Annotated in this window: 12 protein-coding genes; 3 read left to right on the top strand and 9 right to left on the bottom strand. The window is 28.2% G+C overall.

What is annotated here, in order from left to right:
• Positions 1–68: 68 nt before the first annotated feature.
• The 7 genes from KW512_RS00425 to KW512_RS00395 all read right to left on the bottom strand — a co-directional run bounded on the left by KW512_RS00425 (position 69) and on the right by KW512_RS00395 (position 11,677).
• The gene (locus tag KW512_RS00425) at positions 69–2,414 is read right to left on the bottom strand and encodes an MSC_0775 family lipoprotein (RefSeq protein ID WP_258841560.1); all 2,346 of its coding nucleotides are present in this window, start codon (positions 2,412–2,414) and stop codon (positions 69–71) included.
• 20 nt (positions 2,415–2,434) lie between these two features.
• Complete coding sequence (locus KW512_RS00420; RefSeq protein ID WP_258841559.1) at positions 2,435–3,247, bottom strand: MAG4940 family membrane protein; 813 nt, start codon at positions 3,245–3,247, stop codon at positions 2,435–2,437.
• Between the two features lie 76 nt (positions 3,248–3,323).
• A complete protein-coding gene (locus tag KW512_RS00415) occupies positions 3,324–3,899 on the bottom strand; it encodes a hypothetical protein (RefSeq protein ID WP_258841558.1) in 576 nt (191 codons plus the stop codon).
• A gap of 396 nt (positions 3,900–4,295) precedes the next feature.
• Positions 4,296–5,543, bottom strand: coding sequence for an IS3 family transposase (locus tag KW512_RS00410; protein ID WP_258841557.1), 1,248 nt, complete (start codon positions 5,541–5,543; stop codon positions 4,296–4,298).
• Positions 5,544–5,775: 232 nt separating this feature from the next.
• On the bottom strand, positions 5,776–8,619 hold the full coding sequence (gene uvrA, locus KW512_RS00405; protein ID WP_258841556.1) for an excinuclease ABC subunit UvrA: 2,844 nt from the start codon (positions 8,617–8,619) through the stop codon (positions 5,776–5,778).
• Between the two features lie 3 nt (positions 8,620–8,622).
• Entirely contained in the window at positions 8,623–11,139 is a 2,517-nt protein-coding gene (locus KW512_RS00400; protein ID WP_258841555.1) for a ribonuclease J, read from the bottom strand.
• Between the two features lie 202 nt (positions 11,140–11,341).
• Complete coding sequence (locus KW512_RS00395; protein ID WP_258841554.1) at positions 11,342–11,677, bottom strand: hypothetical protein; 336 nt, start codon at positions 11,675–11,677, stop codon at positions 11,342–11,344.
• Positions 11,678–11,815: 138 nt separating this feature from the next.
• On the opposite strand from KW512_RS00395, the gene KW512_RS00390 reads away from it, so the two are divergent.
• The 3 genes from KW512_RS00390 to KW512_RS00380 all read left to right on the top strand — a co-directional run bounded on the left by KW512_RS00390 (position 11,816) and on the right by KW512_RS00380 (position 21,810).
• A complete protein-coding gene (locus KW512_RS00390) occupies positions 11,816–13,192 on the top strand; it encodes a DUF2130 domain-containing protein (RefSeq protein WP_258841553.1) in 1,377 nt (458 codons plus the stop codon).
• A gap of 1,115 nt (positions 13,193–14,307) precedes the next feature.
• Positions 14,308–15,561, top strand: coding sequence for an IS256 family transposase (locus KW512_RS00385; RefSeq protein ID WP_258841552.1), 1,254 nt, complete (start codon positions 14,308–14,310; stop codon positions 15,559–15,561).
• A gap of 237 nt (positions 15,562–15,798) precedes the next feature.
• A complete protein-coding gene (locus tag KW512_RS00380) occupies positions 15,799–21,810 on the top strand; it encodes an SGNH/GDSL hydrolase family protein (RefSeq protein ID WP_258841551.1) in 6,012 nt (2,003 codons plus the stop codon).
• 203 nt (positions 21,811–22,013) lie between these two features.
• Here the strand turns inward: KW512_RS00380 and KW512_RS00375 are convergent, their stop codons facing one another.
• Together KW512_RS00375 and KW512_RS00370 are read right to left on the bottom strand one after the other, a co-directional pair.
• Complete coding sequence (locus tag KW512_RS00375; protein WP_258841550.1) at positions 22,014–24,182, bottom strand: hypothetical protein; 2,169 nt, start codon at positions 24,180–24,182, stop codon at positions 22,014–22,016.
• Positions 24,183–24,720: 538 nt separating this feature from the next.
• Complete coding sequence (locus tag KW512_RS00370; protein ID WP_258841549.1) at positions 24,721–25,839, bottom strand: IS256 family transposase; 1,119 nt, start codon at positions 25,837–25,839, stop codon at positions 24,721–24,723.
• Between the last annotated feature and the right edge of the window lie 263 nt (positions 25,840–26,102).

The raw sequence follows: 26,102 nt of genomic DNA, 5'->3' as shown, positions 1-26,102 counted from the left end.
CTTATCAAACTGGGAAACTGGGGATAACAATTAAATAGCGAACTTTTGTGTTTTTTATCTTTTAGTTTTTAACTATTTTGTTTTGCCTTTGTAAATAAGTTATCCAGTCTTACTCGCGAAGATTTATCATCGCGAAATTGGAAAAATATATTTGGATCTAATGCCTGATTTCTGATAAATAAATCATCGATTGATTTAGTGTAATCTCTGTTTTTATAACCCTTAAATTGTGTGTCAAGTTTTTTAGTATCTTTTCCACTATTATCAACTAAGTTAATGTCTTTGCTTTGATCAATTTGTACACCCGCAGCTTTAAGACTGGTTAAGTTAATAATTTGCTTATTTTGCTTATCTACATCGATATATTTATTAATACGGTTTGGAGTTATTCTAATATTTCTTTGTGGTTCAAGCAAATATTTCTGATTTAAAAATTTTTCGGCAAATACTTTTTTACCATCTTTGATTTCATATCGAATTGGATAAGCTTCGATGTGAACGTGCGGTGACCAACCACCATTGTTAGAAATTTGCCCAATAGTACCAAAAGTAGTATTTTTTTCTAATTCTTTTGGACTAATCGGACTAGCATCTTTTATATAAGTTGCTATTCTTGAAGAGTTTTTATTACCTTGTTCAACTTGTGCTGTTTGACCTAAAAGTCCAAGTGTATTATTGTCTAAGTGTATAAAAAAGAAAACAACAGCATCTACATTGCGTAAATATTTGTCCTTAATTTCTTGACTAATTTCTAAGTCGTTAAGGTCAACTTGTAGTGCAACGCTAGTTCCAATTCCTTCAGCGGCTCCTTGAGTTGGTAAGTAGTAAGCCCCTAGTAATTTTGATTTAGAAAAAGTTTTTAGCGGTAGACCAGTTGGAACTAAAACATCTTCACCATAATGGACGGCTTGAGTTAATTTATTATCAGTGTAGAAAGTACGAAATTCTTTGTAACCACCAGAAGTTACAAAAGATTTACTCTCTTCATTAATACTGTTACTAATTTCGCCAATATTTCTTCTTTCTAATTCTGGTATATAAACTGAAGCATTATAAGGTGAAAAAATTTGATTTTTATTTAATAATGAGGTTGAAGAATCAAATAGAGGAACAAATTTTGGCACTCCAATATTAAAATCATCAATATCAAAGTCTTGGAAAATAGGATTTTTTGATTTAAAGCTAATTTTAGCCTTAGTTGTGTATGGAGCTAAACTAGTATCGTTAGTTTTTTCTGAAATATTAATTTTAATATCAAAAAAGCTATTTTGATCAAAGTTAGTTACAAAATCATTTTTATTGACATTGGCAAAATCATAGTTGAAAAAACTAATTCCACCTTTGACTTGAACTTTTAAATATTTTTTAAATAGTCGCTGGACTTCCTGTTGATCTAGTTGCCTAAAGTCTTCAATTTTGTAGACTTTTTCTGTACTGTAAGCATTTTGTCCACTACCTGTGGTTGTGACAACAGTGACTAAAATAGATTTTAGATCTTCTCCTAGCTTGACATCTTTTAGATAATATTGACTTTTAGTATTTTCAGGAATTTCTACTGTAAACAAATCAATATCTTTTAGTTGTTTATCAAGATATTTAGTTCTAATTAAAGTATCAGTCTCACCTTTAATTTCTTCTTTAGAGTTTAAATTTTCAAGAGCACTATAAACAGAAATATTAACTTTATTTTTATAGTCGATTTTGCTAATCATTTTAGCTTTATTAATATTATCCTGCTTTGCCTTATTTGGAGCAAAACCGCTAATTTGTTTATAAATTGTAATAAAATTTTCTCTTTTGTAAGGGTTCTGTTTGTCATCAGCATTATAATATCTAATAGTGATAGGAATATCTAAAATTCTTGTGTCATCATTATTTTCTTGAATTTGATTATAGTTTATTTCATAATAGAAATTATTTAGATCCATGTTAATTTGTTTAGCTTTTGATTCTAAGCCTTGTAAATCTAAATTTAATTTGATAAAGCGATTTGCCAATTTATTTTGCTTGAAATTTTTAATTTCCACTTTAGCTTGATCTAAAGTTAAAGTATTATTTTCAACTGTTGGTTGAACTATTTGATTGTTAGAATTAATTTGCTGTAAGTCTGAAATATGCGATACTTGAAAGTCTTGATTAATCTTGATTAATTTGGAGTTAGAATTTTGGACTTGATAAGGCACTTTAGCAAACTCTGCCCTTATAAATTGTTCTAAATTATTAGTTTTAAACAAATCAATATTAAATTGTGGCTCATAAATTGAATAGTAAGGGTGTTTTTTATTTAATTCTAAATTAGTAGAACTTGTAAATAAATTAGCGCTGTTAGTTGTTCCACAAGAAACCACGGTAGCAACGGTCAAAGTAGAAGTTAATATACCTAAAAATAGTTTTTTGTATTTTTTTCTAAACATTTTCTTTCCTTTGTTAGATTTTATAAATTAAAACTTAAGTTTGAAGAACTGGCAATACCTAAAAATATTAGACTTAAAATCGCAGGTATTAAAATAGTTGTCAGTATGTTAATAAGGATTTGCCACAAATAATGTCTGATACTAAAATTATTGATTTTTCTTATTGCTAAGTAAGGTATAATCACTAAAGTTGACCATAAATTAAAATTGATAAAACCGGTATTGGTGTTAATAATAAAGAAAAATAGCAACAAGATAAATAAAACAATCTGATGATCAAATAAAGTTAAATTGGCACTAAAAGGAATTCTTGGAATACTCATTAAAATGAAAACAAATAATGAACCAAAAAAGATCTCTTTTTGTAAATAAGTGCTAATTTTAGGGGTCTTTTCAACCATAACTATTTTGTGAAAATCTTCTTTATGTTTTAAGATATTTTTTACTGTTTTTACATATAAAAAGAAGGCCAAATAACCAAAAATAACACCTAAAATTTGACTGATAAAAATGTAAAAATAACCTTGATAAAGCAATGTTCCTGTAAAAGAATTTGTCAGGCCTTTGATAATTGATTCAAATATGACAATTTGTGGTATTAAAAACGGTTTGATATCTGAATTTGATAAAAAACCAGAAGCTGCTTGAGCAATAAAAAGTGCTGAAAAAAATGAAAGAGTATAGAGAAAACTTGAAACAAAAATATTTGACTTTAGCTGATATACAATATGTTTTGATGTCAAAAAGAAAAATATTAAAAGTAGTGATCCTAAAAATTCAATAAAGGCAACTCTAGTATTTCAAAAGACAGAAAGCATTTCAAATTTTGTCATTAGCCAACCTTATAAGTTAATCATTTTTCATAAAAAGTGTCTATTTTTATAGACTTTTTTGACTAATCAGTAGATTTTATACTACCGTCAATTGTTCTAGAATTTTATTTGCTTGAGTAACCATTGGATTTTTAAGTCCAGTAGTTTTAACTAATACATCTTCATTTTTGTTAGAAATTTGTGCTTTACTTTTGTTTTTAGCATCTCAGGCAAGTCTAGTATTTTGTGATTTAAGGGCACTCAACATTAATTCCAGCCAAATAATTACTGAATTTGCTAAATTCAGTGTTTTTAAATAAGGATTTCAGTGAATCTTACTACTGCCTGTTTGTTTTACACTGATTCCTTTTTTGTTTTGTTGATAATTAATTTCTTGGAAGTATTTTTGCTCTAATTGTTTTATTTTGTTAAGATTTTCTTGGTTAACTTGAGATTTAACAGCAACAAAATCTTGATCATTTTTCAAGATTTTGTTATAATATTTTACCAATTGATTTTCTCCTGTCAAAGTTTGCATAAGTGGTATTGGCAAACTTTGAAAAATTCCAAAAAAGATTTCATCATCATTACATTGAAATCCACAACCAATCAAAAAAGACATAGGAGCTAATCTCATGCTAGAACCTATGGAGGTTTTCAATTTTTCTTTCAAATAATCTCCTATTTTTTATTAAAATAATTTATTAAAATAAGTAGTAAGCAAATAAAATTATAACAAAATAATTGTCTAAGTATTATTGTATTTTCTATTAAAGTCACATTTTATGAGCAAAAAATGTAAAAAAATAATCACTTTTTAATACTATAAACTCTCAAGTACGGATTTTTTTACCACAAGCAAGAATATTTGCTATCTAAATCAACGATAAAAATTTGATAGCTGCTTTATCAATTTGAGTATCATTAAAATTGCTGTAAAAAAAAAAAAAAAATATTTTTAAATTAGTAGAAAAAGTTCCGACAATTAGTTTTTTACCTATGATTTTGATTACACCACTTTTGTTATTTTTTTCTAGCATGTTCATTTTAAAAAATTTGGACAAATAATTTACCTCATATAATAGCTTGGAGTTTTATATGATAAGCAACTTTGAGGCCTTTCATAGTTATACCAATCAATAAATGAACTTATTTTTTGATAAGCAGTAGCCACATTTTCAAAATTTTGGCCCTCAATATTAATCAATTCGCGTTGAAAAACCGCATAAAAATATTCAATAGGGCGGTTTGCAAGAGCGTTTCCTTTTGGCGACATTGATTGTTGGATACCATTTTGCTTTAAAAAATTAGCAAATTTGTAGTTCGCATATTCCACGCCATGATCTGAATGGAAAAATTTTGGTTTAATATTATACTTTTTGATTGTTTCTTTTACTAAGTTTATAGTTTCTTCTGAAAATCTAGTTTTAGAAATCGAAAAATTGAGCAGGTAATTGGATTTTGTTTCAATAATTGAGTGTAGGTAAAATCATTCGTTGTTAATTTTGATAAATTTAATATCAGCAAACCATTTTTCACCAAAATTTTCTGAGGAAAAGTCACCTTTGATATGATCTTCAGCCCAAATTCGTGTAAACTTTTTCTCTTTTGGCGCTGGTTTTCCTTGCTTTTTATAAGCAATTGATTTTAATCCTAAAAATTCGTAGTGCTTTTGAAAAACGTACGTGGATACATAATTTCCCTGATTTATGTAAATATTATATAGGACGTCACGCCCTTTAACTTTTCGATTTAAATTGAAATTTTCAAGAATTCACTCAAGTAATTTTTCATCATAAACTATTTTCTTTGGTGGTTTTTTTGCCCTTATTTTCTCATAAATCGAAGTGCGATTAATATTGAAAACACTACAAATTCTAGTGCAATTTTCGATTTTATCTCTATCTTTCTCTTGTTCTTGCTTTCGTTTTTTGAGTTCCTCAAGAATAATTGCGGGGTCAATCCCGGATTTTCTAAGAACACTCTCCACTATTTCTTGATAAATTCCACGATCATTTTCAGAAAGATCGTTAATTGTATATTTCTTTTTTGGTTTACGCGGAGATTTGATTTTTCCACGAGTACTTATCAAACTTTTCATATCATTATTATAAAACTTTTTTTGCCAATTTCTTATCAAATTATTGGCATATATATGCAACATTCATTCTTTACGTGCATATTTACTTTTCGATTTGCTTTTGTAAATTTCTCTAAATTCTTCAGCAAAATGCAAAATTGCGTTTTTTAACCCTTTAGATTCGGCAATTTTAATGTATTTAAATTTGTCTTCAATTGTGAATTTGTATTGTTTCATTTTGACACACCTTTTTTCGAATGGTCTGAAACTAGTATACTAATTTAAAAAAAATATTTTTTAAATTTCAAAAATAATGTATAATTACCTTTGAGCTACCATTTAGGTATGTTATGCTTTGGTTATGTTCAAACCGCTCAAATGAACTTCTTTGACTTTGCAGTTGTAGTTAAAGCAAAAAACTGTACCACCAAAACAATTTTTTTGGTGGTTTTTCTATTAATTAAGGGGCTTATTTAATGTTTAGAATCTTTTTCAAATAAGCGCCAGTGTAGGATTTTTCTACCTTTGCAACAGCCTCCGGAGTTCCTTTTGCAACAATATTTCCCCCGTCTTGTCCGCCTTCAGGTCCTAGGTCAATAATATAATCTGCAACTTTAATTACATCCAAGTTGTGCTCTATAATCACGACGCTATCGCCATTATCCACTATTCTATCAAGTACTTTAATTAAATTTGCAACGTCATAATTATGTAGCCCTGTTGTTGGCTCATCAAGAACAAAAAGTGACTTTCCTGTTGGTTTTTTCTGTAAAAATGTCGCTAATTTAATTCTTTGAGCCTCCCCACCTGAAAGTGTTGTGGCTGATTGACCTAGTTTTATATAGCCAAGACCAACGTCAACCAAAGTTTGCAATTTTGCAACAATTTTTGGCCAGTTATTAAAAAACTCAAGTGCCGCTGAGACTGTTAATTCGAGAATATCTGCAATAGTTTTACCGTGAAAACGAATTTGCAGAACATCAGGTTTATACCTTTTTCCTTGACAGTTATCACATAAAACATATATATCGGGCATAAAATGCATTTCAATTTTTATTTGTCCATCGCCTTGACATTTATCGCACCTTCCGGATTGTAAGTTAAAAGAGAATTTTGACTTAGAAAATCCAAGCGATCTTGCTTGCTCAGTGTTTGCAAAAATCTCACGAATATCGTCAAAAACAGATGTATATGTTGCTGGATTTGAGCGCGGCGTCCTTCCAATTGGACTTTGATTGACAGCGACTAATTTGTCAATATTAAAAAGTCCCCTAATTTCATCACATTTCCCAACGCGAATATTTGTTGCGCCAAGGTGTTTTGCAATCCCATTAACCAAAATTTGATTTACCAATGTTGATTTACCTGAACCTGATACCCCTGTTATAACAACAAATTTACCTAAAGGAATGTTTATACTGATTTTTTTTAAATTATTTTCTCTTGCTTTTTCGATAATTATAAATTTACCATTGCCACTGCGACGTTTTTTAGGAACTGGAATTGCTAATTTATTAGTTAAAAATTGTCCTGTAATTGATTTTGGTTCGTTTTCAATGTCCTCAAGTTTACCGGCAGCAACTAAATACCCACCGTTTTCACCAGCATTAGCACCTATATCAACTAAATAATCAGCAGCCAAAATAGTCTCAAGATCATGCTCAACAACTATTAAACTGTTACCAATTTCAACCATTTTTTTCAAAGTTGCAATTAATCTGTCATTATCCTTTTGATGCAATCCAATTGAAGGTTCATCAAGAACATAAAGTACCCCAGTTAATTGTGATCCTACTTGACTTGCAAGCCTAATTCTTTGCGATTCTCCTCCAGAAAGTGTTGCCGCTGACCTACTTAAATTCAAATATGAAAGCCCAACATTGTCTAAAAAAGAAAGTCGATCGCGAATTTCTGAAAGAATCAATTTTGAAACTTGTTGATCAAAGTCAGATAAATTTAAATTCTTAAAAAACTCAATTAGATTTTTAATAGACAACTGTGATAATTCAAAAATATTATAATTTTCAATTTTTACTGCAAGAGCATAATTATTTAGTCTAGCGCCTTGGCATGTGCTGCACAAAAATTCAGACATCATTTTTTTAAATCAAAGACGAAGATCTTCACTAGTTGTGTCCCAAAATTTACGCTGGATTCGACTTAAAATACCTTCAATTGGCCGAAAATAATCATATCTTTTTCCACTTTCGGAAACTAACGAGTAATTAATTGATTCTTTTGAGCCATAATTGATAATTTCAAGCTCTTTTTTAGTAAGTTCGTTGATTTTTTTATCAGGTGAAATTTCAAAATACTCAAGCAAAATTTGCAGCTCTTGCCATTCTAATGATTTTGTATTTATTGATTTACCAAAGTATTTTATCGCACCTTGATTAATAGATAAATTTTTATCAGGAACAACAAGATCAAAATCAGCCTCTAAATTTGTCCCTAATCCTTTACAAGTTTTGCACATTCCATAAGGTGAATTAAATGAAAAAAGTCGATTTTCTAAACTTGGCATTTCAAAATCGCCAAAGGGACAAGCCTGTAATTTTGAAAATCTAACTACTTCAGAATCGTCAAACTCACAAAGAGCAATTCCTTTTCCCATTTGAAATGCTAATTCAAGTGAAGATTGAAGTCTAGTTTCTTCATCATCATCAAGAATAAATCTATCAATAATAACAGAAATTGTGTGTCTTTGCTTTGGATCAAGGTTAATGTCATCTGCAAGATAATATGTAACATCATTAATTTTAAGTCGCAAAAAACCTTGATTTTTAAGATTTTCAATTAAATTTCGGTGAGATCCGCGCTCAGATTGAACAACAGGAGCCATAATTACAATTCTAGTACCTTTTGGCCGTGACAAAATTGAATTCAAAATGTTAACAATTTTTTGAGGAACAATTTCAGCTTTATGATTAGGACAAAAAGGCTTACCAATTTTGGCAAATAAAAGCCGAAAATAGTCATAAATTTCGGTAATTGTTCCAACAGTTGAGCGCGGATTGTTATGACTTGTTTTTTGCTCAACAGAAATTGTTGGCAAAAGTCCGTAAATAGCTTCAACTTTTGGTTTTTTAGTTCCGCCTAAAAATTGTCGCGCATATGAACTCAAAGAGTCTATATAACGTCGTTTTCCTTCTTCATAAATCGTATTAAAGGCTAAAGATGACTTTCCTGACCCTGAAACCCCAGTAAAGACAACTAATTTATTTTTAGGAATTACAAGGTCAAAATTCTTTAAATTGTTCTCACTTGCACCTTTGATGTAAATAAAATTATGCGTGTCTTTATTTTTTAACATTTCTTAATTGCTTTCTGTTGTTTGTTTAGGTTTTGAATTTTCAGCTTTTCCAATTTTATCATTCAAATTTTGGCTTTTATAATTTTTTTTGCTTGTTATTGGCTTTTTATAAAAAGTTGCTTGCGTAGAATCGGGGCTTTTAGGGTAAAAAACCGGACATATTTTATTGTTTTTAAAGCGAACAGTTTGCTTTTTGACAAAATTTTGGTTTAAATTTTTACTGTTTTTATTATATTTTTTATTATTATAATTTAAGTTTTCAAAATTGTCACTATCTGTATTTTTTGAAAAAGCAACAGGATTTTCTTTTATATTTTTTGGAAAAAGTTGTTTAAAATTCGCTGTATTTTGATTTTTTCTAAATTTTGCCTGAATATTTTTAGTGTTCAAATTATCACCAGAATTGGCTAGATTTGTTGTCAAATAATTAGGTTTTTTTGATTGAATCCATGTTTTTTTATTTTGTAAAGACTCACTATTAGCAAAAGTTTTTTCCTGATTTGAGTTAGTCTGAGCCTCATTTTTCACAAAATTTTGTGAATTTAATGATTTTTTTGTTATTTTGTTTGGAATAATTTTTTTACTTGGTTTGTTTAATTTTTCATCTGTGCTTTTTTGGATATTATAATAATTTAGATTTTTTTTGCTTAAATTATTCGACTTAACAGCTATATTTTCGCTAGAATTGCCATTTTTTTGCGAATTTAAGCTTGAGGACTTATTATTTGGATTTGGTTTTACAACTTTTTTATTAACTGGGTTTGCCAATTTTGTCTGGGTCGCTTTATAATCAACAAATTTTTCTGCTTCTTTTTGTTCATAGTTGGCTAAAAAATCAAATTTTTCATCAACAAAAATAAATTTTGACAAAACAACCGGATTTCAACGTTTTGACCGATGGAAATATGAACCCAATCTATTTTTTAACAGTTGCTTTAACTGTGGCATTGATCAGTTTGGATCTTTTTGCACAAAAAAACGAATTGATGAATAGCTAATTCGCCTAATATCGGCAATAATTGGACTTCCTGTTCGAATTGAAAAGACACCTTTTGTAATAATCGAGATTCTACCTTTAATTTCATTATTTTTTTTATCAAAAGGGACAAAAATAAAAACAACACCGTTTTCACGCATGTATTGACGTTCATTTATAATCCGCGAATTATCACGTGAAATTGTATCTCCATCAATATAAATTGGCTCGCACGGAATTTTTCTCTTGGTTTTACGAACTTCTTGGTTAACAATTTCAAAAACTTCACCATTATCCGGAATTATCACATTTTTTGGATTAACTCCAGATTCAATTGCCGTCTGGGAGTGAGCAAGAGCCATCCGGTATTCGCCATGATAAGGGAAAAAATATTTTGGTTTTGTTAGTTGGAAAATTTTTTCATGTTCAGATTTATAAGCATGCCCTGAAGTATGAAGATAACCATCAGGTCCGTTTTCCTTAATAATTGCGCCTAATTTATAAAGTCGGTTAATTAAATGCTCAATTTTAATTTTGTTGCCTGGAATTGGCGATGAAGAAAAAATAATCATATCACGAGGTTCAATACTGATTTTAGGGTGTTTTTTGTTTGACATTCGATCAAGAGCGGCAAGTTGTTCACCTTGAGATCCAGTTGTTAAAATTAGCATTTGATTTTCTTCAACACCTGATAAATTTTTACCAAGAAAAGCCTCATCAGGAGCATTAATATAACCAGAACGCCGACCAATATTAATCCCATTTACCATCGATCTCCCAAAGACAAGAATTTTCTTATCTAATTTAATTCCAATTTCAATTAGTGCCTTAATTCTTGTTAAGTTTGAGGCAAATGCCGTAATGATAATTTTTCTTGTTGCCGCACGCATATGCATTTCAATATCAGCAAGAATGTCGCGCTCAGAGGGTGAGTGGTTTGGCCGCATTGCATTTGTTGAATCTGAAAAAAGTACTGTCAGATTGTTTTTCCCAATTTGTTTTAACTTATCAAAATCAGTGTAATTTCCAATTGGCGTATAGTCAAAACGAAAATCGCCAGTACACATAATTGAGCCATGTTTTGAAGTTACTCGAACACCAAAGGCATCAGGAATTGAGTGCTGAGCTGTTCAAAAGTCGACTTTAAAACTTTCAAAATAATAGACATCGTCCTTTTTTATTTCAACAAACTCAATTTCCTTTTTAATTTTATGGTCAACAAATTTGGCTTTTAAATATTCAATTGCAATTTTTGGGGCAAAAATTTTTTTAATTTGAACTTCTTGAACAAGGTAGACAATTCCGCCGATATGATCTTCGTGACCGTGGGTGATAAAAATACCACGAATTTTTGCTTGATTTTTTAAAAGATATTGGTAATTTGGGACCATTCCTTTGATTCCTGTTGAAAAAAGGTTAGCAAACTTAATACCAGCATCAATAATTACAATATCATAATTATCTTCAATTATAAGCGTTGATTTCCCAATTTCTTGCATTCCGCCAAGACCAAAAAAACGGGTTGGGTTAGTAGTTAGTGACATATTTTTCCTGTCATAATTATCAAATATTATATTTTTTAAGGGATAATAAATTCTAAATTTATAAAAATGAATTATTTATTATAAAAATGATTTTCAAACTAACAATAATTTTTAGTCACAACTTCTAGACTAAAAATTGGATTGTCTTCATTTGAATTTAAATAAAAACAAATTTTAACAAAATTTTAGTTTTTTCTAAAATTTACTTTTTGCAAACACGAATTAGACCTTGATTTTCAAACCCAATTACAAATTCGTTAGAATAAAATGATAAACTATCCAAAATTTGCTCACGAACATGTCCTAAACCAACACCAGAAATTAGATTTATACATTGTTTATTGGATTTTCTAAATTCAAACATTAAATTTTCAACAATTGCTACTGTTTTTTGAGTGTCTAAACCGTGAAAGTCAAAACTTATTTTATCATCAAAATCAAAATTTGAAAAAATATTATTTTTTTGACTCTGAGTTAAATTTAATATTTGATCTCATTCACCAAAGTGAATTTCTTTTGATTTCTTTTTATTTTTCATTTTAAGATAATTAGCTTGACTATTTTAATTTAAGGTCGTTCTTAAATTAACTAAAATTTAATTATACCACATTTTTATTTTTTTATCTAATTTGAAAAATTTGCCTATTTTTAAATATGTGTTAAAATTAATTGTGCTATGGAAATAAAGAAAAACAATGAAATAAAAGTCAAATTAATTAATAAAGAAACATTAACATACCAACTTCTAGAGGATGCCAAGAAAGGTGATTGATTTTCCCTTGTAAGTGAAGTACAAAATTATATAGATGATCAAACAAAAAAGAAATTAAGCGAACATACCGAGCAAATTCGCAACAATATTTTTGCAAAAGATGTTAAAAATTTAATAGAAGAAAATTCAAATCTTAAGCTGAAAATTGAACAATTAAACTCCCAAAACAAATCGGTAAAATCGGAATTAAGCACAAAACATACAAAAGAAATTGGTCAAAAAGAAATTACTATTGCTGAAATGCAAGGAAAAATTAATGAACTGCTAGAAAAAATTAATGGTATGGAAAAACACCAAGATAGCACCATTAATAGTGCTATCAAACAAAAGGAAGCGGAATTTTTATCTGCTCAACTTAAAGCAAACGAGCAATTTAAGCAAGAAACTGAGAAAAAATGGCTAGAACAAATAGCTCAAGTGCGTGACAAAACAACTGCTGATGTAAAAGCAGGATTTGAACATTCCCTTAACGAAAAAGATACTAAAATAAATGACCTAGAAGAGGAATTAAATAAATATAAAAATAAAAATATTAGTTCAAAACAAATAGGTGAAAATCTTGAAAACTGAATTTTAGAAAGGTATAGAGATGTTTTTCCTTTTGGTAAAGACGACAATGATTCAGTTGTTGTTGAACTAAAAAAAGATACACTAAATATTAAGGATGAACCAGGAGAAAAAGCAACAAAATCCGACTTTATTTTTACAATTAATGATCAAAGTCGTAATGTTGAAACAAAAATCATTTTAGAAGCAAAGTCTGAATCAAAAGAAAAATCTGGTAAACAAAAAAACAAAGATTTCTTCAAAAAAATTGAAGAAGACCGTAAAAAGAAAAAAGCTAGCTATGCTATTTTAGTAACAGAACTCGAGCCTGAGAAATACTTTACAATTGATGTGGCTCCTAATTATGAAAAGATTTTTATTTGTCGTCCACATTTTTATTTAGCACTTTTAATGCTTTTAAAATCAATAATTCTAAAAGAAAATAAATTAAATGTTCAAAGTCAAAGTCTTGAAGATGCAAGTAAAATCATTCAAAAATTTGATGACTGAAAAGAAAAAACACTAAAAGCATCAATAAACAAAATTAACACTAAAGCAGAAAAAAGCAGATCATTAGCACAAAGAATTATGCAGGATGCTCATGAAATTCAAGAGAACCTTAATCGAATTGTCGAAGTCTATTTAAACAATTTAACACAAAAAATTGATGCATTTAAAATTACTAAAATAACTGAAAAAATTGACGAAATTAATAAAAATAACCCCAATTTATAATTTAAAAAGTTATTATTAGTATCGATTTTGAATCCATGTAGTTAAAATATTTTTTTTTTTTTTTTAATACAATTAAAAAATATGTTATAATGTGTTATAGCTATTTCTATAAATAATTTGAAATAGCTATAACATAAATGGGGGTGACTCTGGTTTTGACAATTAAAAAAATTTTTTGGATGCAGTGGTTTGGTAGACCATAATACTAAGTAAATCTAAACGCAAAAGATTCAATTAAAGCTAAAGATAATGCAACATTTAATCACTCATTAATGAATACCCAATTAAATTTTGCAACACTTTAATTCATAATAAAACCTATAAGTTTTTTACTTCAATAATATATCTTCCTTAATTCAATATATTAAGTTTTCCCTGTAAGTACTAAAATAGTTAGTAAATATATGTTTTTGATTTTCAAATACATATTAAGATACAGGACTATTTAACTCCTTTGATTTATTAATTCTTATTCTTTATTCTTAACTTATTCTTATTCTTTAACTTATTCTTTATTCTTAATTCTTATTATTCTTATTCTTTTTTATTAACATATTCTTATTCTTTTTTATAAATTATTATATTTTTATACCTTTTATAATTAAATTTTTTAGAATCAAATTAAACTGTCGACTCCACTAAATTATTTTAATTGGATCGGGGTTCGAATCCCCGCACCTCCACCATATGAAAAAACTCCGTTAACTACGGAGTTTTTTCATATGGTTAAAATATTTGAAAAATTAATAAATTAATTTCAGACACAATCAAAAAGGTGTTCCGGATCAAACAATAGAAATTGACAGTTGAAGACAAAACTAAGTACACAAAATTGCTGAATTTAAAGGGTCAGAAATCCAAATTTTGCATTTTCTAGACAAATTTACACATGTATATGACAATAATTTAATAAGAAATTGACAAAAAAACTGTATAAAATGGGCAAAAAGTTTGACAGCACTCATGAGAAAAATAAATCTCCGTGCAAACCAAAAAAATCACAATTCATGATCTTTTGAAAAAAATTAACATATTATAAAAAAATAAGGTAATGTTAAATATTATGTGTTTTATAGTAAGTAATTTTGATAAAATTTATTATAAAGGACCAAAATATGAAAAAACAGCAAAAAACATTATCCCCATTTGAATTAGAAGCTAAAAAAATTGTTGACAAATATGCTGATTATAAAAAATTAAAAAAAGAAGATTTTCACAACGAAATTTCGCATATGTTTAAAACTTTTACTGAGGCGCTCTTAAGGGCTGAATTAAGCGAACATTTAGGATATGAAAAAAGCAACCGAAGCAAAAAAGGCGTGCATAGACCGAATAAGCGAAACGGATTTTCGGACAAAACTGTGAATTATAATCATAATAATTTTCGTCTAAAAATACCAAGAGATCGAAATGGCACTTTTGAGAACAAATTACTCGGTAAATACGAAACAAGTTTAGCTGATATCGAAGAGCAAGTGTTTTCACTTTTTGCATCAGGAATGTCATATGAAAATATTGTTAATACAATAAAAAGTATCTATAAAAAAGAAATAAGTAATGCCTGAATTTCTTCAGTTACTGACAAATTATTGCCTGAAATTGAAAAGTGAAAATCGCGAAAAATTGAGAAATCCTATCCAATTTTGTACATTGATGGGATGTTTTTTAATGTTAAAGAAAACGGTATTTTTGTCAAAAAATCACTTTATCTTATTCTTGCAATTGATTGGGACGGAAATAAAAAAGCACTGGGATTTTGGATTAAAAATACCGAATCAGCAAGTAATTGACTTGATGTTTTTAGCGAACTAAAAACTCGCGGGCTGGAAGATGTTCTAATAATTTCTTGCGATAATCTAAGCGGAATTAGTCAAGCAATTGAAGCGGTTTTCCCGCAAGCAGATATTCAAAAATGTGTTGTTCACCAAATTAGAAACTCGCTTTTAAAAGTTTCTAACAAAGACAAAAAAGAGTTTGTCCTTGATATGAAAAAGATTTATCAAGCGCCTAATCAAGAATTTGCAATGCAAAATCTTGATAAATTTGCGGAAAAATGAGGTCAAAAATATCCTTCAATTATCAAGTCTTGGTATACAAATTTCGTTGAACTAACGACATTTTTTAAATATCCATATGAATTGAGGCAAGCAATTTATACGACAAATTCAATTGAGTCAATGAATAGAATAATTAGGAAAAATACAAAAACAAAAGGCGGAATTCAAAGTGTAAATTACCTTTCAAAAATAACTTATTTAACTCTCCAAAATGCATCTACAAAATGACAAAAGGTAAGAAATTGATTCATGATTAAAAAACAATTAGAAATTATTTTCCCTAATCGGTTAAATAATGTAAAATTAAATTAGATTACATTTCTATTTGAAAAATCCACAAAAATTTAAAACACAAGATTATGAACACTACCAAAAATAACTGAGAAATTTAAAATAAAATATAAGAAAAAGATAATTATCTGATTTTTTACAACAATTTAGTGTATAATTTAATTTAATTTTTCTAGTTTGCTCCTAATCTAATTGGACCAATCTAATCGATTTGTATTAAAAAAAATCTGGAATAACAAAAAGAAGCGGGGTAAAATAATGAAAAAAAATATCTCCAAACCTGATTTTACTAAGGCATTCAAAATATTTTTAAGTTTTGGTACTTTATCTTTGGCCATTTCTGGAATTACTTTGATAGGTATAAAAAATCGCGATAAAACCGAGCACTTTAATATACCAGTAACCCATTCAGACCAACAAACTGAAAAACTTTTAGACCAAATCAACTATTTATCAATAGGTGATTCAATTTCTGCAGGTTTTAATTGGGATTATTCTATGGATCTCCGCGGTAAGATTGATGCAAATAACCAAATTAATGGGCTTTCATATCCAGCTTTTTTTGCTAGTTTTATTCAAAAAATAAAACCAAATGCGCTTAAATCCTTTGATAATTTAGCGCTTTCTTGAACAACGATTAGTGATTGACTTTATTTGCTTAATCCCGAAAATGAATTTTATAAACATTCTGATAAGACACATTTTCATTTTAATTATCATTTAGACCAAAAATTAGACTCACCATATGGACAGCAAATTCGTGAAGTTTTTGGTGATTTTAATTCAAATAATTACCCAAAACTATATAAAAAAATTCAAGATTCTAATTTGCTAACTCTTTCATTAGGTGCAAATGATTTAATCGAAGCTATTGATTTTCGCACAATCACCAAGCCGATGCAAAAACTTGCTTCAAAAGCTGAAGCAAATTTTGAATTTGCCCAAAACATTGAAATTGCAACTCAAAAAATTTACAGAAATTTACAACTACTAATTCAAAGTTTGCGAAAAATCAACCCTAATTTACAAATAGTTTTAGTTGGCTATAATTCTTTGTCTTCAAAAATTATTAAATTCTTTGAAAAAATGCTCACAAACGAAATTGGCGTTCCAGAAAATTATGTTGATTTAGTAATACAGCGTTTGAATTCAACAATCCAAAAAGCCGCAAAAAACCAAAAAGTAAATTATGTTGATTTATACAACGAATCAATTTGGCAAGATAAAAATTCTGAATTTAGCACAAATGATCTAGATATCCACCCATCAACTAAGGGCTATAAAAAAATGGCTCAGGATTTATTGTTTAAATTAGCTTTTGAACAAAACCTAGAATTCAAAGAAGAAGCAAATACTAAATTACAATGGGACGAAAATTATGTCCAAAAAGACACTAACTATTACCGCCGAATTCTAAATTTAGGTACAAATTCAGAAATTTTTAGCGCTTTAACGGTAGAGAATTCGCCTGAAAAATTTATTTCAGAAAATTCTGAAATTGAAAAATTAACCCTTCAAAATGTTAAAAAAGTTAAAGACTCGCCGATAGAAATTTTTGTAAACGTGATACTCAATAATAATTTTGGCGCGTTTTTAAACCGTTTTATCCAATTAGCCGTTCAAAATAATCCAAGCGTGCAAAAAATTTTAACTGATTTTTGACAAGAAAACCAAAAAGCTGGCGCTTCTTTTACCGAAATTTTACAAAAAATTTTCTCAAGTGGCTTTTTTACTCAAATAATTGAGCGCTTCCAGACTTATGTTCAGGATGTAACTAATAACAAAAATTGAGAAAAAGCAACAATTTCTGGCCTTGTTAGCTATATTTTTGCTGATTTTGACGAAAAACAAATAATTGATGTTTTAAATACTGTTGTAACTTCAGAATTTGCAGATAACAATCCTGAAAAAATTAAAGATTTAATTTTTGCATCCATTTTTGGCCAAACAATAGTCCAAGATTTGCTAATAAATAACATTATCAAAATCGACCTTAAAAATAAAGAAGATTTAAAAATTGTTTTTACTTTTGATTCGATAAGAAAATTATTTTCCAAAATAATCGCTGATTACCATCTTCGATCAAAAGACTATAAAAATTCACAGAATTTTCAGGAAATAATCCGTACTTATTTAGAAAATCCCGACAATGACAATGATAATGTTATTTTTATTCGAAATTTTATCTCAGAAACACTAAAACATCATGATTCTGTTCAATTATTAGTAACAATTATTAACGATAATTTTGAGTTTAATTTGAATGAGGAAGATCAGACTTCGATTGTTAATCTTTTAGTTTCAGTTGCCGATGTTGTTGTTCGCACTAATGTTTGGGCTAAATTAAATGATCAAGCAGCAAAAAATTTCCTAAGTGTAATTAAACAAATCAAAACTACTGATATCTCTGAAAATATTACTTCAATTTTTTCAGAGCAAATTTATACAAACTATTCAACTTTTTTTAAAGATTCAAAAAATTTACTTGATTTATTTCACGAACTTCTAAGTTTTGACTTAAGTCAAAACCAAATTGATTCACTAAAAAAATTGCTTAATAAATTCTACCCAATTTTAACAAAATTTGACCTAAGTAATTTTATTGATGATTCAACCCCAAATTTTGCTAGTTTTTCGTTCTTTTTTGACTCGCTTAAAGATTTTTTGGCTTCAAATTCATTTAAACCACTTGCTGACATTGTAAATCAAGCGATTAATGATTTTTTAGTAAATAAAAACAAATACCAACAAATTGACAACTTAAATCGTTTTGGCTTTCAGTTTTTAGCTAACAATTTGCCAAAACTTGAGGAAAATATTTACGAATTTATCGCCAGAAATGTAGAAAATGAGCGATTTTTAACTAATCTTACTAGTCTAATTTCAAATTCATTAGGTTCACAAGGATTAAATGAAAAATCAATTGCAACTTTTACATCAATAATAGAACTAATTTTTCAAGATTTCCGAGTTAAATATCAACTTTGAAAACAAGATAGATCAACTTCAACTGATAATTTAATTTTTGGATTTGTAAAGGCAGCCTTAGAAAATTTTGAAGCTTTTTATAAAGAAAATTCTGACGAATATAATTCAGCAAAATTATTTTTAGAAGATGCTAAGAAAAAACAAAATCCATTAGAAATTCAACAACATTCTCGCAAAATTTCTTTGCTTGATGAAGCATTATCCTTTCAAAATTTTTCATCATACTTTTTAAATAATTTTTTTACTCAAGATACAATTTATACACTCTTAAAAAATCTTGCAAGCCTTGATTTTAAAAGCAAAATTTCAAATGATGATTTAGTTTCATTTTTCAAAAACCTTTTTGGCCAGTCGTTTTTGCATAAACAACTTCTTGAAAAATTAAACCAAAATAGTTTTTTTAGTAATCCTAAAATCCAAAATTCACTTTTAAATATTTTAACAACCTTTTTTGAATCAAAACAAGTTGAACAATTACTTTCAAAACTTATTGAGTATTTTTTTGACAAAAAAGAATTTGAATCACATCCAAATTTTAATTCATTAGTTGAAAATTTTCTCAAACAAAACACTCAACTAATTGAGCAAGTTTTTACGCTTTTTTTAGGAGATTCTTCAACTTGAGATTCAATTTCTGAATTTTTGAAAATAATTTTGCAAGAATATAAATTAAATTTAACTGAAAATTCAGTTAAGACAATTTTGGATTTAGTTCGTGATATTTTTTCAAAATTAAAAGACTCAACTTTAGATTTTGATGCTCAGGCAAAAACTCATTCGCCATTAATAATAAAAGCATTAATTTCAATCATATTTGATGCAATTTCAGGTAATTCTACCCCTAAAAAACCAGTTCTTGAGACTTTATTTGACAGTTTTAGCGTTGATATTGCTAATAATTATTATACACCAGAGGCAACAAACACCCAAGATCAAGCTAAAATTTCCCAAGATAGTATTGCAACTTTGATTTCCGAAGTTGTTAGAAGTAACCCTATTTCTGAACAGATTCGGGCAGGTTTAGCAAATATTCCAAAAGAATATCTTGACAGTGTTATGCCAATTTTTGATTGATTTTTACAATCACCGGCATTAAAAAATTTATTTAATTCCTACTTTAAAATAGTTGCAAAAACCCAAATCACACAACCATTAAATAACCTTTCATTAATTAAGTCACTATTTGAAAAGCAATATTTTAATAAAATTATTGGTGAATTTATTGTTGAATTAGATGAAAAAAATGACACTTTAATTGATAATTTTGGAACACTAGCAGGAAAAATATTTGAAACTCAATTCGAAAAAACTGAATTCCAACCATTGTTTAAATTAGTCAAAGAAATAATACAGAACAATCTTGATAATTTTTACAAGAATGAAATTGATCCAAAAGAACTTTTCTCACCTGAAGCTGCTACCGTTAATGTAAGTCAGGATTTTTCTGAAGCGCCAGCAAATACTCAACTCTTTAATGATACTAGCGATACTGAAGAATCCCAAAATTCTTCATCAACAGCAACTTCTAGTGAAATAACTTCGCTCCAAGTTGAAGTAAATTATACAAAAGATAATGCATTACTTACAAAGTTTATTTCAGTTTTAAGCAGATTAACTAGTGGAGATTTTTCACTTTCAAATTTTAATTTGCTTTTAGAATCTGAAATTGCAAATGAAGAATTTATTGTCGAACTCATTAAACAAGTTGCATCAGTTTATAATAAAATCGAAGACTCTGAAAAAGATAATCTTTGAAAAGTTATAACTAGAATTTTCCAATCTAAGTTTTTTAAAGAAAAAATTAATTCGCTAGCTATTGGTGATGTAGGTAATTTTTCACTATTTAGCAATTTGTCAGAAGAAAAAAAACAGCAAATTGAACCATTACTGAAAGATTTGTTATTGCAATTTTTACCAGATTCTGGAAACAAAGTTTTAATTTTTAGAGTTTTTAGCTATATAAATAAAAATCTAATGGCTTTTAAAGATGTAAAAACTTTCTCTTCTCTTTTGGCTAATTTTTTAAAGGATGAACCATCAACCCAAACCAACCAAAGCCAGCAACAATCTGATCTACAAAATAATAGTGAATTTTTAAAGTCATATTTATGATATGTGGTGCATTTTTTAGTAAAAAATGAAAAATTTTCTGATTTAGTTATTGACGTGATTGCTTCATATTTAAAGCTAAATTTAGATAATGATAAGGATTATTCTAGTTTTAAAATTGAAAAACCAAGAGAAATACTAAAAAAATTTTTAAGAGAATTTATTGGTCTAGGTCTTGAAAATCCTCTTATTTCTGGCATTTTGGATCAAATTGTTGATTCAGTTAAAACTTCAGATACTATCCAACAAGCAAAAAGTTTTTTTGAAACCTTGTTTAATAAATTAGACCTTTCAACAGTTCTCAATCTTGATTTAGTGGTCAAAATTGAACCAAAAATTGATGATTCTATTCAACAAACTTCACAAGCAGAAACCCAAAACTTGATAGATGAGAAGAATTTATCAATAAATACACCAAAAGGGCGAAAAATATCAACACAGTTATTTGCCGAATTTTTTGATGTACTTTTCCTCACCTCGCCAAAATGAGACTCCGCAAATAAAGATAACAACTCTCCAATTCTAAACGAATTAAATAACATAAAATACACCGGAATTTCATTAAAGGAAGTTTTTGGATCCGGCGGCGGAAATGGTGGATCCGGCGGAAATGGTGGTTCCGGTGGGAAAGATTCTCAATTAGACGCAATTTCGAAGTTATTTCACAAAATATGGTATTCTGAAAGTAAAAATACAAAAATATCAATTGAAAATTTTAAGAACACTCCAAAAGGAAGATTTCTTTATAGATTAGTGTTAATTCTTCTTTTTTATACATACGAATCAAGAATTTCTAAGCAATGATCTTGGATTCGATCCTCAGCATTTTACGGTGGTCTTTTGTCTTCCTATACTGCATCTGAAGTAATCCGTGCATCATTACAAAGTGGCGAACAATCTAAAACAAATAACACAAAAGATATCGATTATAAAACTTTCATCGACAAAATAATAGGTAATCCTGCCAAATCCACGCATTGATGAGGTACATCTTGATATTCATCTTCTGATGTAAAATTAAATGATATGCTAACAATGATTTATTATAATTTAGAAAGTAATCGATTTTCTAAAGATACTGGCCAACCTAAATTAAGAGACCAAGTTTTGCAACAAATTCATGATGGAACTTATCCTGATAAATATGATAATCCGACTACTAGAACAAGATAAGTTTTATTTGATTTATAGTTAATTTTAGTGCAATAAATAATTTGCCATTTTAGTTAATTCTAAATGAAGTTGCTCTTTGAAAACCTATTTTTAATTATTTCATAAAAATTGAAATTTCTAATTAATCAAGACTTTTGCTTTAGCAACCTATTAAAATTTGTGATTTTCTTCTAATTTTTATAATTTTATTTTTAAAGAAATAACTATTTTAAAAATTCATATTCAAATAAAATAGGAGCAATTTCTTCAAGATAATATTTTTTAAGCATTTGTTTGATAACCTCAATATTTCCGTTTAATTCTGGATAGTCATAAAGATATTTATTTGATTTTGCGCTGCCTATTAGTGTTTTTGTGTTTAGTTCTTCAATAATTTGGTATAAGCCATATTTAAAATCAGGGCGATAATTTTTAGTTTTACTTGCCAGGTCAAGAATTCTAAATCACAAATTTTCAATTTCTGATTCTTCATCAGTACGCTTATAATTTTTCAGTGTATTTAGAGCTAATGTTGGCTTTTGATCTAAATTATCAAGGCATAATTCGTTTAAATAAATTTTGTCTGTATTTTTGGGATCTTCAAGACTTCGAATGTGATTTAAATTTGTTAAGGAAACAAAAAATAAATTTTTAAGTAAAAATTCTTTTAGTCTTGCTTGGGTTTTAAGATCTGATAAAAAACGCCTAAAGCCGTCGCCGGTTTTTGCTAGATAGTTGTTTGATCAGTCATTATCAATTGTTTTATAAATAGCACTACTAAAAGCAAGCAAACCGATAAGATAATTATTTTTGTGAATTCAAAACCCATTTTCATTGTAAGCCTTAGCTCGCACTAAACCAGATGTGGAGTAATGAATGGGAAAAGCCGATGTCTGAATATATCCAATAAAATCTGGATCATCTAAATTTCTCGGCACACCTCTCAAACTTTTTCCTGATTTTATTGTAAAAAGTCCGCTATAATCACATGCAAGTCCTAAATCTGGATCTACTTCTTTCGGATCTGCTTCTTTGTATTTATAAACACTTTCACTAAGTCACGTATGAACTTTTTTTATTTTTGCTTTATTAATATAAATAAGTTCGTTAGTTATTGTATCAATGTCAAATACTTCAACCTCGATTTGATTAAATTCTTCTTTTTCGAATTTTCACCAAATACAAGAGACAAAATCTTGGCCTGCGTGGAAATGTTTTCTGTTAAAACCAAAACCACCACCAATTTTTCGACTAACAGCATTTTGTCATTTAAAATATTTTACCGGACTAAAGACAATAAGAGCATCGCCACTTTGGCGAATGTAATATTTAAAAGCCGATCAAATAAAATAATTTGCAAGTTCATTAAATCCACTACCTTTGAGTTTGTTCTCTCCTTTGGGTTTGTTCTTTTCTTTGAGTTTGCTCTCTTCCTTGATTTTTTGAACCACATAATAGTTTTTTCAACTTTCACGCGATTCTTTTGCTGTTTTATTTTTTTGCTGTTCTAATGAAGTTGGCTCAACATAAGGAGGATTTTCAAAAACAATTATTGAACATTTAGGATTACTAATATATTTATTTAGCGTTTCGTTTTTAATATATTCTTCGCTGAGTGCATTAGCTCCATTTACAAAACCTTGTTGAAAAGTGTTATCATTTTCAATTGGCGGGATGATATGTCTTACTTTATCTCCTAAAAGTTCGACTAAAACTTTATACTCATAATACTCATAAGTAGAGACAATAACATGAGATAATTCCTCATCTGTTAGTCATTTTTCTAAATTTCCTGTACCAGCACAACGGTCTAAAATTATATAGTCGTTCCCTTCAGGCACTTCAGAAATTGCCGCTCGAAGTAGTTCATAAGCTTTAATTACATAAGGCCTGGGGGTATAAAAGGCTCCTAAATTTTTTTGCTGAATTTTTGTATTTAACTGATCCATTAAATATTCAAAGCGAACATTTGAATCTTTTTTATAAGGGTTTATAAATTCAGCAAAAATATTAGGTTCACGAATTTCGCCTAGAGTTCTAGTTTTTCCGGTATTATCACCGATAAAATCTTGCTTAGTTTTTCCAGGATTTTCGCTAAAAAATTTATTAGCCCAGCCGACAATACAGTTTTCATCGATATTTATTTTTGTGTAGTGCTTTTCTTTGAGCAGAGCTATTAATTCTTCTTGATCTGCTGCTGAATTTAGGTTTAATTTTTTTGGTTGTTTATCTGTATGGAAGTCAGAATTATTAATACTTGCGGCACCGATATAGACTTTTTCAATGTGTTCTAAAAAGTCACTGGAATTATAAATATATGCTTGTTTTTTACTAAATGTACTAAATGAAATTAAAAGAATATTCTTAGGAACCGGAATTCCTTTAATTCTCATTCTTGATAAATATTTTATTGTCTGGAATAAAACGGCATTTAAATTATTAATTTTTACCTTAAATTCCAGAATATTTCCATTAATAATTCCGTCTGTATAATTATTTTGGATTTGATCAATTGAAAGATTTTTATCAACTCTTGGAAGATATGTGTTATAAAACTCTAATTGAAGAGCAAGTTCACCTTGCTCTCTCTCTCTCTCTCTCTCTCTCTCTCTGTGTGTGTGTGTGTTAAAATGTCTTTAGTATCTTCCATAGCCACCTTAATTATAAATATGTTTTTTATTTTTTAATGTTAAAAAAATGAAATGCCCCAAGACCATTAATTGTGATCTCTATTACATCATTTAGATTATTTTTTTAACAGAGTTTAAATTTTTCAATAAATCAAATAAATTATAGAGAAAATTCAACTATTGTATTCATTATACATTATTTACGGTTGTTTTTTTAATTTTTTTTAGCATTTCTAGTTTGCTTTTTAGGGAGTATTCATAATTTCGTGTTCTAAATTTTATGGATTTTTCAAATAGAAATCTAATTTAATTTTACATTATTTAATCGATTAGGGAAAGTAATTTCTAATTGTTTTTTAATTATGTCTCAATTTCCTACCTGTTTTTGTCATTTTTTAGATGCGTTTTGCAGCGTTAAATAAGTTATTTTTGAAAGGTCATCCACACTTTGAATTTCGCCATTTGTTTCTGTATTTTGCCTAATTAATTTAATAATTGATTTAATTGGATTTGTCGTGTAAATTGATTGCCTTAATTCGTTTGGATATTTAAAAAATGTCGTTAATTCAGCGAAATTCTCATGCCAAGACTTGATAATTGAAGGATATTTTTGGCCTCATTTTTTCGCAAATTCATCAAGATTTTGCATTGCAGATTCTTGATTAATGGCTTGATAAATACTTTTCATATCAGAGGCAAAGTCTTTTTTGTCCTTGTAAGAAACTTTTAAAAGCGAGTTTCTAACTTGCTGAACAACACATTTTTGAATATCTGTTTGCGGGAAAACCGTTTTAATTGCTTGACTAATTCCGCTTAGATTATCGCAAGGAATTATTAGAACATCTTCCAGCCCGCGAGTTTTTAGTTCGCTAAGAACATCAAGTCAATTACTTGCTGATTCGCTATTTTTAATCCAAAATCCTAGTGCTTTTTTATAGCCCTGCCAATCAATTGCAAGAATAACATAAAGTGATTTTTTGACAAAAACACCGTTTTCTTTAACATCAAAAAACATCCCATCGATGTACAAAATTGGATAGAAATTCTCAATTTTTTGCGATTTTCACTTTTCAATTTCAGGTAATAATTTGTTAATAACTGAAGAAATTCAGGTAATACTTACTTCTTTTTCATAGATAATTTTTATTGCGTTAGCAATATTTTGATATGGTAACCCTGATGCAAAAAGCGAAATTACTTGCTCTTCGATATGGCCTAAATTTTTGCTTTGGTTGCTTTTTTCATAGTCTAAATGTTGGTTTAATTCTACCTTTGATAGTTCCTGAGCAAAAGCTTCAAATATAACTGAAATTTTGTTGCGAGAATCTTCTTTTTTGTATTCTTCAGAATCAACGTATTTTTTAGCAAATTTTTCAATTTCTAACTCAAATGGGGATAATTGTTTTTGCTTTTTTTTCATATTTTAGTCCCTTATGATAAATTTTATCAAAACAGATTTACCTTAAAACACAAAATATTTAATATTCCAGATTTTTCGATAAATCAAATAGTTATAGAGAAAATTCGATTATTAATTTATTTATTATACATTATTTATGGTTATTTTTTTAACTTTTTTAGCATTTCTAGATTATTTTTTTACTTTTTTACTTTTTTGAATTGTCCAAGAATTATTTAGAAAGATAAAATAGATCTAAACTAAAAATAACAAAAAAAGGCTAA

This window comes from Mesomycoplasma ovipneumoniae, assembly GCF_024758565.1.
In the GTDB taxonomy this organism is placed as follows: Bacteria; Bacillota_I; Bacilli_A; order Mycoplasmatales; family Metamycoplasmataceae; genus Mesomycoplasma; species Mesomycoplasma ovipneumoniae_B.
Note: the sequence above shows the minus strand (reverse complement) of the source record. Positions and strands in the feature narration are given on the sequence as shown.